The organism is Brachybacterium sp. FME24 (assembly GCF_014897705.1).
Classification (GTDB): domain Bacteria; phylum Actinomycetota; class Actinomycetes; order Actinomycetales; family Dermabacteraceae; genus Brachybacterium.
This window is the reverse complement of sequence record NZ_JABUXV010000021.1, coordinates 15,165-31,081: the sequence shown is the minus strand read 5'-3', so window position 1 is coordinate 31,081 and position 15,917 is coordinate 15,165. Positions and strand designations below refer to the sequence as shown.

Below are 15,917 nucleotides of genomic sequence, written 5' to 3'. Positions count from 1 at the left end.
CAGGGTCGGGGTGGTGCAGTCGGGGGTCGAAGGGTCCGGATCGAGCGTCCGGATCACGGTCAGGGATGCGGGGCCACGGCGGGGTCGTCCGCAGGGAGCGCCGCGAGGGCCGCGGCCACCTCGTCGACCGCTTCCGGATTCTGCAGGGAGGTGATGTCCCCCAGCGGCTGCGGCGAGATTCCCGCGCGACGGTCGCGCTCGGCGTGGACGAGCTGGGCGAGCAGGCGGCGCATGATCTTGCCGGAGCGGGTCCGGGGCAGGTCGGGCACCTCGACGAGATGCTTGGGCTTGGCGATGGGCCCGATCTCGCGGGCCACGCGGTTCCGCAGCGCGGCACCGTCCGCAGCCGCCTCTCCTCCCGACGACATGAAGAACACCGCCACGGCCTGGCCGGTCAGCGGATCGTCCACCCCGGCGGCGCCGGCCTCGGCCACTGAAGGGTCCGCGACCAGCGCGGATTCGATCTCGATGGTGGACAGCCGGTGCCCGGAGACGTTCACGACGTCGTCCAGGCGGCCGAGGATCCAGAAGCAGCCGTCGGCGTCGACCGTCGCGGAGTCTCCGGCGACGTAGTACCCGCCGTGCTCGCCGCAGCCGGCGTAGTCCCTCCAGTACGAGTCGCGGTAGCGCTGCGGGTCGCCCCACACGGTGCGGGCCATCCCGGGCCAGGGCCGACGGGCCACCAGCGTGCCGGCGACGCCCGGAGGCTGCTCGGCGCCCTCGGCGTCCACCACGGCCATGTCGATGCCCGGCAGCGGCACGGTCGCCGAGCCGGGCTTGAGCGTGGTCACCCCGGGCAGGGGCACGAGCATCGCGGCGCCGGTCTCGGACTGCCACCAGGTGTCGATGATCGGCAGCTCGCCGCGGCCGAAGGTGCGGTGGAACCACACCCAGGCCTCGGGATTGATCGCCTCGCCGACAGTGCCCAGCAGGCGCAGAGTGGACAGGTCGTGGCCCGTCGGCAGCTCCTCGCCGAACCAGCTCATGAAGGTGCGGATCAGCGTGGGCGCGGTGTAGTAGACGGTGACGCCGTAGCGTTCGATGATCTCCAGGTGCCGCTCGCGATCGGGCTGCCCGGGGGTGCCCTCGTAGATGACCTGGGTGAGCCCGTTGGAGAGCGGGCCGTAGATCTCGTAGGTGTGGGCGGTGACCCAGGCGAGGTCCGCGGTGCACCAGTGCACGTCGTCGCTCTTCGCGTCGAAATGGGCCCAGTGCGCCCAGGAGGTGTGGGCGAGATAGCCGCCGCTCGTGTGCACCAGGCCCTTGGGCTTCCCGGTGGTGCCGGAGGTGTAGATGATGAACAGCGGGTGCTCGGCGTCGAAGGACTGCGCCTGGTGGTGCGCGCTCGCGGTGCCCACGCTCTCGTGCCACCACACGTCGCGGCCCTCGGTCCAGGCGATGTCGAGGCCGGTGCGGCGCACCACCAGCACATGCTCGAGATCGGGGAGATCGCGGGCTGCTTCATCGGCGGCGGACTTCACCTCGATGGCCTTCCCGCGACGGAACTGGCCGTCGGAGGTGACCAGCAGCTTCGCGCCGGTGTCCTGCAGGCGGAAGCGCACGGCCTCCGCGCTGAAGCCGCCGAACACGAGGGAGTGCACGGCGCCGAGGCGGGCGCAGGCCAGCGCGATGACGATCGTCTCGACCAGCACCGGGAGGTACACGACGACGCGGTCGCCGGGGACGATCCCGAGATCCGTGAGGGCGTTCGCCGCCTGGCTGACCCGCCGCTGGAGGTCCTCGTAGGTGACGGACTCGCGGTCCCCCGGCTCCCCCTCGAAGTGCAGGGCGACGGTGGCGCCGTTCCCGGCGCGCACGTGGCGGTCCACGCAGTTCTCGGCGACGTTCAACCGGCCGCCGACGAACCAGCGGGCCGCCGGGACGCTCCGCTCGCCGGTCGCCGGATCCGGCGCGGGCGGTTCCCACTCGTGGGCGGTGTGCCACGGCTCGGTCCACTCCAGGCGGCGCGCGGCCTCCTCCCAGAACGCGGTCGGATCGGCCGAGGCTGTGGCGTAGATGCCCGCGTCCACATTCGCCTGCGCGGTGAAGGCGGCGGGCGCCGGGTAGCTGCGGTGCTCGACGAGGCGGACTTCTTCGGTGATGCTCATGTCCACCTCCGCAGCAGCTTCTTCTCGGCGAGGCCCAGCAGAGCGTTGGTCACGGTGCCGAGCAGTGCGAGCAGCACGATGGCCAGCAGGATCCGGTCTACGCGGCCGGTCTGCTGGGAGTCGTTGAGGATGAATCCCAGCCCCATCGACGAGGCGATGAGCTCGGCGGCGACCAGGAACAGCCAGGCCTGGGCCAGCGCCAGGCGCAGCCCGGAGACCACCGAGGGCACCACAGCGGGCAGCTGGATCGTGCGGAACAGCGACCAGCCGCGCAGGCCGAAGCAGCGCCCTGCCTCCACCAGATGAGGGTCGATGTGGCGCAGCGCGGCGGCGACGGTGGTGAACACCGGGAAGAACGCGCCGATCGCGATCAGCGTGATCTTCGATTCCTCACCGATCTGCAGCCACAGGATCAGCAGCGGAACCCAGGCCAGCGAGGGTACCGCCCGCAGAGCGGCGAGCGTCGGGTTCAGCAGCGCATCGCCGGCGCGGGACAGGCCCACGATCGCGGCGACGGCCAGGCCCACGACGGAACCGACCGCGAAGCCGATCAGCACGCGCTGCACGGAGATCGCGATATGCAGTCCCAGCTCGCCGCGTTCGAGCAGCTCGGCGCCGGCCTGCAGCACGGTCAGCGGGCCGGGCAGACGGTAGGCGGGCACCAGCTCGGCGGCCGTCGTGATCTGCCAGGCGATCAGGATCAGCAGCGGCAGCACCGCGCCGGCGGCGAGGCGCACCCCGATGCGGTCCCAGAGGGTGCGGGGGCCGGCGGGCCGAGCGGCCGACGGCGCGGTCTCCGGCTCGGCCGGCCCGGTCGAGGTGGGCAGGGGGATGTCGGTCGGAATGCTCACTGCTTCGCCACCGCGGCGGTCGCGAAGGCGTCGTGGACGATCTCGCCGCGGGCCTTCTCGACCGCGTCGGCCCCGCCCCGGACGTCCCCGGACTCCGAGAGCATCGGGGAGATCGCCTCGAGCACCGCGAGCTGGTCCTCGCCGGGCACGCCGCTCACGTCGAGGTTCGAGCGCTCGGTGATCACCGTGGTGGCGACCTCGAGGTCGATGCTCGCGGCGTCGGCCAGCAGCTGCGCGGTGGCGTCGAGGTTCTCCAGCGCCCAGCTGCGGGCCTGCTCGTAGGCGTCCACGACCACCTGGGCGACGTCCGCGTGATCGTCGATGAACGCCTCGGTGGCGTTGAGGAAGCCGTAGGTGTTGAAGTCGACGTTGCGGTACACGAGCTGCGCACCGGACTCGACCTGGGCGGCGGCCATGATCGGGTCCAGGCCCGACCACGCCTCGACGCTGCCTCCTTCGAGGGCGGAGCGTCCGTCGGCGTGCTGCAGCGGCTGCAGCTCCACGTCGTCGACGCCCAGCCCGGCCTCGGCGAGGGTCTGGACCAGGAAGAAGTAGGGGTCGGTGCCGGGGGTGGCGGCGACCGAGCGGCCCGCGAGATCGGCGGGGCCGGTGATGTCGCTGTCCTTCCCGACCACCAGCGCGGACCATTCGGGCTGGCTGTAGATGTCGATCACCTTGATCGGGGAGCTGTTGGCCCGGGCCAGCAGCGCGGCCGAGCCCGCCGTGGAGGCCACGTCCGCCGAGCCGGAGCGCAGGAACTCGTTGGCCTTGTTGGAGCCGGCCGACTGCACCCACGTCACCGTCACCGAGTCGCCGAGGGCGCTCTCGATCAGCTTCTGGTCCCGCACGACGAGGCTGAGAGGGTTGTAGGTGGCCCAGTCGATCGTGAGGGTGCCGGTGCTCCACTCCCCCTCGCCGCCGGAACCGCCCGCAGCGCTCTCGGAGCCTTCGCCGGGCACGCAGGCGGCCAGCCCCATCCCGGCGACGGCCGAGAGTCCGAGGGCGGTGGCGGTGCGGCGGCTGATGCGAGGGCTCATGAGGGGATCTCCGTGGGGGTGGATGCAGAGGGGGCGGACGGGGTGGGGGCGGACGCAGTGGGGGTGGACGGGGAATGCACGCCGAGGCCGGCGAGCAGCTCGACGCGGAGGTCGGCCAGGGAACGGTCGGCTCGGTCGCGCGGCCGGACGCCGGGCACCTCGACGGTGCGGGCGATCGAGCCGGAGGTGGGGTCCTCGCGCAGGGAGCGCAGCAGCAGCACCCGATCGGCGAGGTACAGGGCCTCCTCGACGTCATGGGTGACGACCAGGACGGTGGTGGGCTCGGCGGCGTGGATCTCCAGCAGCAGGTCCTGCATGCGCAGACGAGTCAGGGCATCGAGCGCGCCGAAGGGCTCGTCCAGCAGGAGCACCTCAGGGCTGCGGGCCAAGGCTCGGGCCAGCGAGGCACGCTGGGCCATGCCGCCGGAGACCTCGCGGGGCCGCTGGGTCGCGGCATGCTCGAGGCCGACGAGCTGCAGCAGTTCACGCACGCGCTCGCGGCCCGCGCGCTTCCCGGTGCCGCGGGGCAGGCCCAGGGCCACGTTGTGCTCGAGCGTGCGCCAGGGCAGCAGGCGCGGCTCCTGGAAGGCGACCGCGGTGCGAGGGTCGGTGCCCCGGAGCGGGCTGTCGCCGATGCGGATCTCACCGGCGCTGGGCCGGTCCAGGCCCGCGATCAGCCGCAGCAGGGTGGACTTGCCGCAGCCGGAAGGGCCGACCACGGCGACGATCTCGCCGGGGACGACGGAGAGGTCGACCTCTCGCAGGACGACCTGGCGTCCACCGGGAGCGGGGAAGGACCGGCCGACGGTGTCCAGGCGCACTTCGTGAGGCCGCGGGCGCGCGTGCTCTGCGACGGCTGCGGAGGTCCCGGGATCCCGGTGACCGCCCGAGCTGGTGCTGGGAGCGTCGATGATGCTGGTCATGCTCTCGATCATGAACGCCGACGGCGCATCGACGCCAGAATCGCGTCATAAGCCGTCATAGTCACGGTGCGAAGACGGGGAGGAGCACGAGGACGGCGACGGCGAGCGGAAGGCAACGGTCCCTCAGCGGGTGTGGCGCAGGCCATGCGCGAAGGTCAAGTCGCACCAGGTTCCGGGCACTTCGACCCGCCACAGGTCAATGGCCGACAAATCCCTCGACCCGGCTCCTTCAAGCCGCTTCAGGATCGAGGGAGCTGCTCCTAGCGTGGATGTCGCATCCCCCGGACGCCCCGGCTGTGGGCACCGATCCCTCAGGACATCACCGCTCCCCCGAGCGCCGCGCCGCGAGATGCCGCAGACCACCAGCAGCAGCAGAGAAGGACCAGAACCCCATGACTCACCAGAACACGCACCGCGCGCTCGGCCGCGCCGTCACCCCGCTCACCAGCACCCGCCGCGCGGCCCACGTCTTCGGCGGAAGCGCCGTCCTGGGCACGGTCCTGGTCGGCACCGCCTTCGCCGGCGGCTCCGCCGCGATGGCCAACGACGGGGCCCTCGCCGGCTCCGACGAGGGACCCAGCACCACCCAGTCCGCACCCGCCCAGTCCGCACCCGCGGAGACCGCCTCGCAGTCGTCCTCCCAGGAGAAGCTGCGCCAGGGTGACTCCGGCGAGGGCGTGAAGTCGCTGCAGGCCTCGCTGAACGCTCAGGGCGCCGACCTGCCCGAGACCGGCTACTTCGGCTCCATGACCGTCGACGCGGTCCTCGAGTTCCAGGCTGAGAACGGCCTCCAGGCCGACGCCGTGGTGGGACCCGATACCCACGGCGCGCTCGGCGGCGGATCCGCACAGTCCGCCTCGGCGGAGACCGCCTCCACCGAGACCGCCCCGACCGGCGTCCCCTCCGCAGGAGCGTCCGCGGTCCCGGCGAGCGCCTCGTCCGGCAGCGGCAACTCGATCATCGACGCCGCCCGTACCGCCGTCGGCACCCCGTACTCCTGGGGCGATGCCTCGCTCAGCGGCATGGACTGCTCCGGCCTGGTGAACTTCGCCTACGAGGCCGCCGGCATCGACGTGCCGCGCACCAGCGGCGAGATCGCCGCCCAGGGTCGCAGCATCTCCGAGTCCGAGGCCCAGCCCGGCGACCTCGTGATCTGGCCCGGCCACGTCGCGATCTACGCCGGCGACGGCCAGATCATCGACGCCTCCGGCTCCAAGCAGCAGGTCGTCGAGCGCTCGATCTGGGGCAACCCCACCGGGTTCGTCACCTACCGCTGATCGATCCGTCCGGCTTCTCGCCGGCTCTCCGAGGCCCGGTCCCGCATCTCGCGGGGCCGGGCCTCGCCCATGCCGGGCCCGACGAGGGTGCCCGGCAGCGGACGGGGCGGGGCGCAACCCCGCGAGAACCCTCCGGCCGCGCGGCCTTGTGACCTTGCGCAGGTCTTCCCGCCACCAAACCCTGCCGTCGGTCACAACGCCGCGGAACGAGCGGGGCTCGGCAGACGCAACGCACGGAACTCGACACGCAGGCAGGCATTCGACGATCAGCGGCCAGTGATCGGTGCCCGACGATCAGCGGCGCAGGCGGTGCTCCAGGGAGGCCTTCACGCCGCTCCACTCGTCGGCGAGGATCGAGTAGACGACGGTGTGGCGCAGGGTGCCGTCAGGCATGATCCGGTGCGCGCGCAGGATGCCGTCCTGCTGCGCCCCGAGGCGTTCGACGGCGCGGCGCGAGGCGATGTTCAGGTGATGGACGCGGAACTCGACGCCGAGACAGCCGAGCTCCTCGAAGGCATGCGTGAGCAGAGCGAGCTTCGTGGCCGCATTCAGTCCGGTGCCGTGGCTCGAGCCCGCCATGTAGGTGGTGCCCAGCTCGAGGCGGCGATCCCGTCGGGAGATGTTCAGGAACGTCGTCTGGCCGACGACGCGTCCGCTGCCCTGCTCCAGCACGGCCCACGAGACCGTGCGGCCTGCCTCGTCGGACGCGCACTGGGCGGCGACTCGATCGGCGACCTGATCCGGCGCCGGGACGTGCGGCGCATAGGGGATGCGCCAGATCTCGCCGTCGGCCACCACGGCCTGCAGACCCTCGACGTGCTGCGAACCCAAGGGCTCCAGGCGCACGTGCGCGTTCTCCAGAGCGACCCCCAGCGGCTGCTCCATCGCGGCGGTGGGAACAGCGGCCAGCGTCACGGGAACAGTCGGGGTGGGGGCAGGCAGGGTGGGAGGAGTGCTCATCGGTGGTTCTCGATCGCCATCTCGTAGTAGCGCAGCAGATCGTCCGAAGCGTTCTCCCAGGAGTACTTCTCCGCCTCGGCGCGCGCCTCCTGGCGGATCCGTCCCCGCAGCTCGACATCGTCGAGCCGGTCCAGCGCCGCGTCCAGGCTCGCCTCGTCCTTCGAGGTGAACAGGAGCCCGTTGGTCCCGTCGGTGACCTGCTCCATCGTCGGCCCCGAGCGGGCGGCGACCACCGGGAGTCCGGAGGCCATGCCCTCGAGGATCACCAGACCGAGGGTCTCGGTGACCGAGGGGAACACGAAGCCGTCGGCGCTGGCGAAGGCGCTCGCGAGCTCCTCGCCCTCCATGAAGCCCGGGAACAGCGTCGAGGTCCCTGCGAACGCCTGCTCGAGCTCACGCCGGTACGGACCGTCGCCCACGATCGCCAGCGCGACGTCGTCGCGCCGCTCCATCATCGGCCGCAGGGTGTGGATCTCCTTCTCCGCGGCCAACCGGCCCACGAAGACCAGCAGCTTCTTCTCCGGATGCCCCTGGGTCAGGCGCTCCCGCATCGACTCCGCGGCGAAGCGGGGATGGAAGGTCTGCGTGTCGACCCCGCGCCGCACCACGTGCAGGTTGTGGATGCCCTGCTCGACCAGCTCCTGCTTCATGGACTGCGAGGTCGCGAGATTGACGTCGGCCAGCGCGTGGTTGCGCTTGATCTGCCACCACACCGCGGGCTTGCCCCAGCGAGCCCGGTACAGGTCCAGATAGCGCGGGATGTGCGTGTGATAGCTGGCCACCAGCGGAATCCGCTGCCGGCGTGCCGCGTAGGCCCCCGAGGAGGCCAGCAGGATCGGCTGGGCGGCATGGACCACGTCCGGGTGGAACCCGCGGATGATGCCGTCCACGTTGGGGCTGGGGAGGGTGAAGCGCCGATGCTTGTAGAACGGCAGCGTCACCGGGCGGATGCCCACCACCCTGGCCCCGTGATGCTCGGTGACACCCAGCTCCGGGGCGATCACCATGACCTCGTGCCCGAGGTCCACGAACCGTTCGACGGCGTGGCGCAGTCTGGTCACCACGCCGTCGACGGAGGGCAGGAAGGTCTCCGTGACGATCGCGATCTTCACGGAAGGACTCTCACTTCCAGGTGACCGTGGGCATGACCAGCTCGCGCGTGACGCGATCGGTGTTGTTCTGCGCGACCTTGAGGACCTCGGTGAGGTGCTCGTCGGTCAGCAGATGGGGCTCCAGGCCCAGGCTCAGGAGGTTGGTGTTGACCGCGTTGTAGTAGTGGTCGTACTTCTCCACGCGCGGGTTCTCGGTGGTCGCGAGCCCCACCTCGAGGCCGAGGCTGCGGGCAACCTTCTGCACCTTCTCGGCGAGCTCCTTGACGGAGAACTGCTCGGTGAACTGGTTGTACACGCGGAACTCGCCGCGGTCCGCCGGGTTCTCGCAGGCGATCTCGATGCAGCGCACGGTGTCCTGGATGTCCAGGTAACCGCGGGTCTGGGAGCCGTTGCCGTAGACGGTGAGGTCGTGACCGATGGCGGCCTGGACGATGAACCGGTTCAGGGCGGTGCCGAAGATCGCGTCGTAGTCGAAGCGGTTGACCAGGCGCGGGTCCAGTCGGGTCTCGTCGGTCTCCAGGCCGTAGACGACGCCCTGGTTGAGGTCGGTGGCGCGGATGCCCCAGATCTTGCAGGCGAACATGATGTTGTCGCTGTCGTGCACCTTGGTGAGGTGGTAGAACGAGCCGGGCTGCTTGGGGAAGGGCAGGCGGTCCTTGCGCCCCTTGTGCTCGACCTCGATCCAGCCCTCTTCGATATCGATGTTCGGCTGGCCGTACTCCCCCATGGTGCCGAGCTTGACGAGGTGGCAGTCGGGAGCGTGGTCCTTGATGGCCCACAGGACGTTCAGGGTGCCCTCGACGTTGTTGCGGTGGTTCTCGATCGCGTGCTCGCGGTCGATCATCGAGTAGGGCGCGCTGCGGTGCTCGGCGAAATGCACGAACGACTCCGGCTGGATGTCCTGGAAGATCGAGGTGACGGCGTCGTAATCGGTGAGGTCCGCGATCCGCACGGCGATGTCCTTGCCCGAGACCTCCTTCCAGGCGTCGACGCGCTCCTGGAGCGGCAGGATCGGGGTCACCGAGTTGGAGCCCAGCTCCACATCGATCTCACGACGCACCAGGTTGTCCACGATGGTGACGTCATGGCCCTTCTGCGAGAGATACAGGGCAGTGGGCCATCCGCAGAATCCATCTCCACCGGCAACGACGATCTTCATCTCGTGAGTCCTCCCAAAGGTCCAGGTCCCGGCATACGGATGGACACCACAGCCGGATTGTGAAAGTTCGTGTCCACTCTTAACGTAGTGCAGGTCGGGCGCCGCTCAAAGACGAGGTACGCCCGCATTAACAGCGAAGGAACAGGCCATGAAGAACGCGAACGATGACGGATCGACGGTGCGTTCCCCCATGGCGGACGCCACTCTAGCCCGCACGGCTGAAGCTCCGGTGGAGGCTCCGGACGTTGCGGCCGGGTCGGGCCCGACGAGTGCCCCGGCGGTGCTGCCCGTCGCGCTGACCGCTCCCCGGGATGCTCCGGAGGCCGACGCCTCACTCCCCTCCCCCCGGGCTCTGCCGGACACCAGCCATCGCGTGCTGGTGATGGGCATCGTCAACCGCACCCAGGACTCCTTCTTCGACGAGGGCCGCACCTGGCAGCTGGAGGCCGCGGTCGAGGCCGGGCTCGCCGCCGCCACGGAGGGCGCCGACCTCGTCGACGTCGGCGGCGTGAAGTTCGCACCCGGCGAGCCGGTGCCGGTGGCCGAGGAGATCGACCGGGTGGTGCCGGTGGTCGACGCGCTGCGCCGCGAGCTGCCGACGCACGTGCTGCTGTCGGTGGACACCTTCCACGCGGCCGTGGCCGAGGCGAGCATCGGGGTGGGCGCGGATCTGATCAACGACACCACCGGACTGTCGGACCCGGCGATGGCGCCCACCGTCGCCGGGGCTGGTGCCTCGCTCGTGCTCACCCACTCCGTGGCGCGCCCGCGGGAGTCCTTTCCTCACCCCCGGTACGACGACGTGGTGGAGGAGGTGCGGGACTTCCTCGCTGCCCGGCTCGAGCGGGCGCTGGAGGCAGGCATCGATCGCGGCCACATCATCCTGGACCCCGGACCGGACCTCAACAAGAACACCCTGCAGACCCTCGAGGTGCTGCGCGACTGGTCCGAGTACTCCTCGCTCGGGCTGCCGGTGCTGGCCGCCCTGTCCCGCAAGGACGTGATCGGGGAATCCCTGGGGCTGCCGAAGCAGGAACGCCTGGAAGGGTCCCTCGCCGCAGCCGCCTGGGTGATGCATCTGGGCGCGCGCATCCTGCGGGTCCACGATGTGCAGGCCACCGTGCGCATGGTGCGCATGTTCGAGGTCCTCGCCGGCTGGCGCGAGCCCGCCGGCCCCCTCACCCACAACACCTGACCAGGATCCCGCCCACCGGACCGGACCACGTCGCAGCACGTCGCGCCACGTCGCGGCACGTCGCGGCACGTCGCGAATATCCAGGTTTCCTGCCGTTTCTGGCCGAATCGGGCAGAGAACCTGGAAATCCGCGGTCACCGGGCGGGGCGGGGGCTGGGCGGGGCGGGTCAGGGCGGGGCGGGGCCGGGCGGCGCGGGTCAGGGGCGGGTGATGCGCAGGGTCTTGATCTCGAAGGGGCGGAAGGTCAGCTCGACGATGCGGTCGTCCCCGCCGGCGCCGCTGTCCTCCCCACGAGTCAGTGCCGATCGGAAGGCGGGGGCGTCGTCGGCGAAGGGTCGCTCGAGCAGGTCGACCACGGAGACTTCTCCCCCGGCGAGTGCCGCGTCCAGCTCCACGCGAGCGGAGGCGCGGGCTCCGAGGGATTCGTACAGGCGCATCACGAGGTCTCCGCTGCGGTCCTCGGCGAGCTTCACGGTCTCCAGCAGCACGCTCGGGGAACCGACGGTGACCAGCGGCGCGGCGACCGCGGCGGCCACCGCGGCGCTGACCTCGCGCTCGGGCAGATTGAGCCGGTACCCCTCTTGGATCGCTGCGGCGATGTCGGCACCGGGGCGCACCGAGACGCGCAGGGTGTACTGCCCGTGGTCGGCGGTGGGGTCCGGGTACTCGGGGGCGCGCACCAGGGTCAGGCGCGTCGTGGTGGTGGTGCCGCCGTCGTCCGCGCGCATCGTGCGCAGCACGTCGTGCCCGTAGGTGGAGTCGTTGGCGATGGCCACCCCGAAGCCCCCTTCGGCCACGTGCACCCAGCGGTGCGCGCAGGTCTCGAAGCGGGCGAAGTCCCAGGAGGTGTTCACGGGGATCGGGCGGTCGATGTGGCCGAACTGGATCTCACTGCTCATGTGCGAGGCCCGCACGTCGAGGCCGAAGGCGAGCTTGAGGGCCTTCTTGCGCTCGACCCAGTCGATGTCGTGGACGATCTCGAGGGACTCGTCGGCCGGGCGCAGCACGAAGGTCTTCACGATCGTGGAGCCGGCACCGGTGACGCCCGAGCTCTGCGCTGCGTCGGCCGCGGCGGTGGAATAGGTGAAGCCGACGCGCACCCCGCCGTCCTTCTCCGTGACCTCCACCGCGGTGGGGGCGTCGAGGTCTCGCACCACGTGACGGTAGAACTCGTCGATGTCCCAGGCATCCCAGGCGTTCGGGGTGTCCCGGTGCAGCTGCAGCAGGGCGCCACGGGCCCCGGGGGCGATGGAGTCGCGGCCGCTGCGTCGATCCACCAGCGAGGTGATCGCGCCGGAGGCATCGAGCACGGCGCGCAGGGCGGCGTTCTCCACGGTGATGGTCTCGCCCGCGCGGATCACCACCACGCCTTCGGCGCCTGTTCTGGCGGTGCCTGCCCCGTAGGCGGCGACGCCGCGGCGCGGCACCGGGGCGGTGTTCATCAGGACGGTGCTCCCATAGCCGACCGGCCCGCCGGCCGGTTCCCCCGCCTCCGCGCCGTGCTCGCCCAGGGCCGTCAGGGCCTGCGCGATGATGCTCGCGGCGCGCTCGGCGGTCGCGGCGTGACCCTGCTCGGCCTCGCGGTGCACCCAGGCGATCGAGGAGCCCGGGAGGATGTCGTGGAACTGGCCCAGCAGGGCGTTCTCCCAGAGCGCCGCGAGCTCCTCGTGCGGGTACTCGAACCCGGCGCGGATCGCGGCCAGGGAGGACAAGAACTCAGCGTCGTGCAGCACGTGCTCGCTGCGACGATTTCCCTGCTTGGTGCCGAGCTGCGCCGAGTAGGTGCCGCGGTGCAGTTCCAGGTAGAGCTCCCCGTTCCACACCGGGGCGTCGGGGTATTCCTCGCGGGCGCGCTCGAAGAACTCCTGCGGGGTGCCGAACTCGACCTTCGGGGAGCCCTCGAGGTCCGCGGCGCGGCGCCCGGCCGCCATCATCTCGCGGGTGGGCCCGCCGCCTCCATCACCCCAGCCGAACAGGTCCAGTCCGATCGACGACCGACCCTTCTCCTTGAAGTTCCGCTCGAAGTACGCGAGCTCCTGGCCGCTCAGCATGCCGTTGTAGGTGTCCGCCGGCGGGAAGTGGGTGAAGACGCTGGTGCCGTCGATGCCTTCCCAGCGGAAGGTGTGGTGGGGGAAGGTGTTGACCTGGTTCCAGGAGACCTTCTGGGTCAGGAAGTCGTGCTGTCCGGCGAGCGCGGCGATCTGCGGCAGCGCGGCGGAGTAGCCGAAGGAGTCCGGCAGCCAGGTCTCCCGGGTCTCGACGCCGAAGTTCTCCAGGAAGAACCGCTTGCCGGCGATGAACTGACGGGCCATCGCCTCGGAGCCGGGCAGGTTGGTGTCGGACTCGACCCACATCCCGCCCACCGGCACGAACCGGCCCTCGGCGACGTGCCCCTGGATGCGGGCGAACAGTTCCGGGTAGCGGTCCTTGAGCCACGCGTACTGCTGGGCGGAGGAGGCGGAGAAGGTGAGGTCCGGGTCGCTCTCCAGCAACGTGCAGGCGTTGGAGAAGGTGCGCGCCACCTTGCGGACTGTCTCGCGCACAGGCCACAGCCAGGCGGAGTCGATGTGGGCGTGTCCCGTCGCCAGCACAGTCAGCGCCGACCGGTTCGCAGGCCTCTCCAGCGCCGGGCTCAGCACCGCACGGGCGGTCTCGGCGGTGCCGGGCATGTCGTCGGGATCGGCCGCATCGCAGGCGGCCTCCAGCGCGCGCAGGATCTCGTGCCGGCGCTGGCTGGTGGTGGGCAGCTCGACCATCAGCCCGGCGAGCGCCCGGATGTCCTCGGCGAGCTCCCAGATCCGAACGTCACGACGGGCGAGGTGCAGCTCCCGGATCGTGTAGAGCTCGTCGTCGGGGACGGTGGCGAGGTCGCCGAGCGGGGTGGGCTCGAAGGTCCAGTCCCCCGAGATCATCGGGTTCGCCGCGCATTCGAGGTAGTAGTCCAGTTCTTCGCCGGGGGCCACCGGGAGGTAGCGGTTGTACGGGTTGATGGCCTTCACGGGCACGCCGTCGGGCGTGAACACGAGGGCTTCGGCCTGGAAGCCGGGCTGACCGGTGAAGGCGAGGTCCACGATCAGCTCGGGGGCGGAGTTCGCGTCGGTCGCCCACTGGGCGGGGACGGTCCCGGTCACGTGCAGCCAGGTGGTGGACCAGGCGCGGCCCAGCGGTGCGCCCACCTCGAGCCGGGAGTACTCCGCGGCGCGCTGGTGGATCGCGTCGTGCGGCGGGATCGGCTCCCCGGGGACGCGGAACGCCGTGATCTGCACCGGCGCGGTCTCCTGGTAGATCTTCGGGGCGAGGTGGTCCTGGGCGAAACGGCGGATCCGGGACTCCGTGAGTTCCCTGTCGTCGAACATGATGATGCTCCTCAAGGCGCGCACGGCGCCGAGCTCGTAGGGGCCGGTCGCTCCGGCCGGTGGGTTCGCGAGGCGGCGGCAGGACCGCCGACGATCCCTCGACCTTATCGACCTCGCGAGGCGCGCGTCACATCCAGGGCGCGCGGGCCGACCTCAGCGGACGTGGTCCTCGAGCACCGCGTCGGCCAGGCGCGGCATGACCTCGCGGTGGGCGTCGCAGAAGTCGTGGGAGCTCCCGACCACGAGTGCGAGGTCTGCGACCGGGTCGACCCAGAAGGCGGTGCCGCGCATCCCGAAGTGACCGACGCTCGCCTCGCTGTTGCGCGCGCCCGTCCAGTGGGGCGACTTTGCCCCGCGCACCTCGAAGCCCAGGCCGAAAGGATTGGGGGTCTGCTTGCCGAAGCCGGGCATGATGCCCACCAGCTCGGGGAACTGCGCGGTGGTGGCCTCCCGGAACCAGGTCTCCTCCACCAGCGTGGGACGCAGCACCTCGGCGGCGAACAGGGCGAGGTCCGCGAGCGGGCCGACGGCGCCGACCGACGGCGACCCCGTCCACTCCAGGCGCGTCATGCCGAGCGGACCGGCCACCTTCTCCTGCACCCAATCCCCGATGTCGCGGCCGGTGGCGCGTTCGAGGTGGCGGGCGGCTTCGTCGATCCCGTAATTGGAGTAGTGACGGCGCAGTCCCGGCGCCTGCAGGGTCGCCTCGGACTCGTAGAAGTAGCCGGAGGCATGGGCGAGGAGGTGGCGCAGGGTCGAGCCGGGCGGGCCGGCCTCGTCGTCCAGGCCCACGCGCCCCTCCTGCAGAGCGACCGCGCTCGCGTAACCGGTGAGGGTCTTGGTGACGGAGCGCCAGGGCCGGGTCACGTCGATATCGCCGCGCTGTTCACGCACCCCTTCGGGACCGAGCACGAGGGCGGCGGCCTCGAAGCCGAAGTCGTCGAGCAGGTCCAGCGCGCTCATCGCACCCGGTCACCGGCTGTGCTGGCGTAGCGCACGAGGATCTCGTCGGTCAGGCCGGGCCAGATCCGCACGTGCGTCGCCCCGAACCGCTCCGCACCGAGGAAGGCCGCGGTCAGCCCGGCTGCCGGGTCCACCCAGAGGAAGGAGCCGGACTGCCCGAAGTGGCCGAAGGTCTCCGGGCTCGAGGTCGCGCCGGTCCAGTGCGGGGACTTCCCGTCCCGGATCTCGAATCCGAGGCCCCAGTCGTTGGGCTTCTGGCGGCCGTACCCGGGCAGGATGCCGGTGAGCTCGGGGAACTGCACGGCCGTCGCCTCCTGCCACAGCTCCGGGGAGATCAGGGTGGGCTCGAGCAGCTCGCGACCGACGGCCAGCAGGTCGCGGATGCTGCCGCGGTATCCGGCGGCTGGGGAGCCGATCACCTCGACGTCCTGCAGCCCGAGCCCCTGGACCACGGTCTGTTCCATCCACTCGTCGAAGTCGTGGCCGGTGGCCTGCTCGACATGGGCGGCCAGCGCCTCGAAGCCGGTGTTGGAGTAGATACGACGGGCCCCCGCGGCACCGACCACCTCGTCGCCGTCGAAGCCGTAGCCGGCGGTGTGGGCCAGCAGGTGGCGCACGGTGGCACCTTCTGGGCCGGCGGGCTCGTCGAGGTCGACGAGGCCGCGGTCCACGGCGACCAGGGCGCCCAGTGCCGCGAGCGGCTTGGAGACGCTGGCGAGGTCCCAGATCCGTGCGGGATCACCCTGGGTGTGCACGGTGCTGTGCGCATCGGAGACCCCGAGCGCGTGCTCGAAGTCGACATCGACGGGGATCTCGGGCTGGTTCGCAGGCTCCACGCTCTCAATATGGCACAGACCCGCCGGGCTCCTTTCCAGCACCCCCTCCAGTGCGCCCTGCCGGCACTCTTGGCACCATCGCGCATATCAGACATACTGGGCGCCGATTGCGGCAAGACAGGTGTCCAGCATTTCTGACG

General features: G+C 71.0%; 12 protein-coding genes. 2 read left to right on the top strand and 10 right to left on the bottom strand.

Features of this window, described 5'->3' with window-relative positions; translation table 11 throughout:
• Positions 1-59 precede the first annotated feature (59 nt).
• From acs to INT51_RS18920, 4 genes are read right to left on the bottom strand one after another with little or no spacing between them, the layout of a single operon-like run.
• Positions 60-2,108, bottom strand: a complete 2,049-nt coding sequence (acs, locus tag INT51_RS18935) for an acetate--CoA ligase (RefSeq protein ID WP_193106904.1) — start codon at positions 2,106-2,108, stop codon at positions 60-62.
• Positions 2,105-2,959 carry an ABC transporter permease gene (locus INT51_RS18930; RefSeq protein ID WP_193106903.1) on the bottom strand — a complete coding sequence of 285 codons (855 nt, stop codon included), beginning with the start codon at positions 2,957-2,959 and terminating at the stop codon, positions 2,105-2,107. The genes acs and INT51_RS18930 overlap by 4 nt, the downstream gene beginning before the upstream one ends.
• Positions 2,956-3,996, bottom strand: coding sequence for an aliphatic sulfonate ABC transporter substrate-binding protein (locus INT51_RS18925; RefSeq protein WP_193106902.1), 1,041 nt, complete (start codon positions 3,994-3,996; stop codon positions 2,956-2,958). Before INT51_RS18925 ends, INT51_RS18930 begins: the two co-directional genes overlap by 4 nt.
• Positions 3,993-4,919: an ABC transporter ATP-binding protein gene (locus tag INT51_RS18920; RefSeq protein WP_193106901.1), complete on the bottom strand. Its 927-nt coding sequence runs from the start codon at positions 4,917-4,919 to the stop codon at positions 3,993-3,995. Before INT51_RS18920 ends, INT51_RS18925 begins: the two co-directional genes overlap by 4 nt.
• A gap of 392 nt (positions 4,920-5,311) precedes the next feature.
• Here INT51_RS18920 and INT51_RS18915 point away from each other — a divergent pair, with 392 nt between their 5' ends.
• Entirely contained in the window at positions 5,312-6,196 is an 885-nt protein-coding gene (locus tag INT51_RS18915) for an NlpC/P60 family protein (protein WP_193106900.1), read from the top strand.
• 294 nt (positions 6,197-6,490) lie between these two features.
• Here INT51_RS18915 and INT51_RS18910 read toward each other — a convergent pair whose 3' ends face one another.
• Genes INT51_RS18910 through INT51_RS18900 form a run of 3 tightly spaced genes read right to left on the bottom strand, consistent with a single transcriptional unit; the run spans position 6,491 to position 9,427 of the window.
• Positions 6,491-7,156: a GNAT family N-acetyltransferase gene (locus INT51_RS18910; RefSeq protein ID WP_226985935.1), complete on the bottom strand. Its 666-nt coding sequence runs from the start codon at positions 7,154-7,156 to the stop codon at positions 6,491-6,493.
• A complete protein-coding gene (locus INT51_RS18905) occupies positions 7,153-8,268 on the bottom strand; it encodes a glycosyltransferase (protein ID WP_193106899.1) in 1,116 nt (371 codons plus the stop codon). The genes INT51_RS18910 and INT51_RS18905 overlap by 4 nt, the downstream gene beginning before the upstream one ends.
• 10 nt (positions 8,269-8,278) lie before the next feature.
• A complete protein-coding gene (locus INT51_RS18900) occupies positions 8,279-9,427 on the bottom strand; it encodes an NAD-dependent epimerase/dehydratase family protein (protein ID WP_193106898.1) in 1,149 nt (382 codons plus the stop codon).
• Between the two features lie 148 nt (positions 9,428-9,575).
• Here INT51_RS18900 and folP point away from each other — a divergent pair, with 148 nt between their 5' ends.
• Positions 9,576-10,622, top strand: a complete 1,047-nt coding sequence (folP, locus tag INT51_RS18895; RefSeq protein ID WP_226985934.1) for a dihydropteroate synthase — start codon at positions 9,576-9,578, stop codon at positions 10,620-10,622.
• Positions 10,623-10,819: 197 nt separating this feature from the next.
• Here the strand turns inward: folP and INT51_RS18890 are convergent, their stop codons facing one another.
• The 3 genes from INT51_RS18890 to INT51_RS18880 all read right to left on the bottom strand — a co-directional run bounded on the left by INT51_RS18890 (position 10,820) and on the right by INT51_RS18880 (position 15,777).
• A complete protein-coding gene (locus INT51_RS18890) occupies positions 10,820-13,978 on the bottom strand; it encodes an alpha-mannosidase (protein WP_193106897.1) in 3,159 nt (1,052 codons plus the stop codon).
• Between the two features lie 153 nt (positions 13,979-14,131).
• Positions 14,132-14,941: a serine hydrolase gene (locus INT51_RS18885; RefSeq protein WP_193106896.1), complete on the bottom strand. Its 810-nt coding sequence runs from the start codon at positions 14,939-14,941 to the stop codon at positions 14,132-14,134.
• The gene (locus tag INT51_RS18880) at positions 14,938-15,777 is read right to left on the bottom strand and encodes a serine hydrolase (RefSeq protein WP_193106895.1); all 840 of its coding nucleotides are present in this window, start codon (positions 15,775-15,777) and stop codon (positions 14,938-14,940) included. Before INT51_RS18880 ends, INT51_RS18885 begins: the two co-directional genes overlap by 4 nt.
• Positions 15,778-15,917 lie beyond the last annotated feature (140 nt).

What these genes read in the sequence shown, in the direction of transcription:
- INT51_RS18900 (WP_193106898.1), bottom strand. Translation starts at nt 9,427, where the DNA reads ATGAAGATCGTCGTTGCCGGTGGAGATGGATTCTGCGGATGGCCCACT.
- acs (WP_193106904.1), bottom strand. Translation starts at nt 2,108, where the DNA reads ATGAGCATCACCGAAGAAGTCCGCCTCGTCGAGCACCGCAGCTACCCG.
- folP (WP_226985934.1), top strand. Translation starts at nt 9,576, where the DNA reads ATGAAGAACGCGAACGATGACGGATCGACGGTGCGTTCCCCCATGGCG.
- INT51_RS18925 (WP_193106902.1), bottom strand. Translation starts at nt 3,996, where the DNA reads ATGAGCCCTCGCATCAGCCGCCGCACCGCCACCGCCCTCGGACTCTCG.
- INT51_RS18915 (WP_193106900.1), top strand. Translation starts at nt 5,312, where the DNA reads ATGACTCACCAGAACACGCACCGCGCGCTCGGCCGCGCCGTCACCCCG.
- INT51_RS18920 (WP_193106901.1), bottom strand. Translation starts at nt 4,919, where the DNA reads ATGACCAGCATCATCGACGCTCCCAGCACCAGCTCGGGCGGTCACCGG.
- INT51_RS18885 (WP_193106896.1), bottom strand. Translation starts at nt 14,941, where the DNA reads ATGAGCGCGCTGGACCTGCTCGACGACTTCGGCTTCGAGGCCGCCGCC.
- INT51_RS18890 (WP_193106897.1), bottom strand. Translation starts at nt 13,978, where the DNA reads ATGTTCGACGACAGGGAACTCACGGAGTCCCGGATCCGCCGTTTCGCC.
- INT51_RS18910 (WP_226985935.1), bottom strand. Translation starts at nt 7,156, where the DNA reads ATGAGCACTCCTCCCACCCTGCCTGCCCCCACCCCGACTGTTCCCGTG.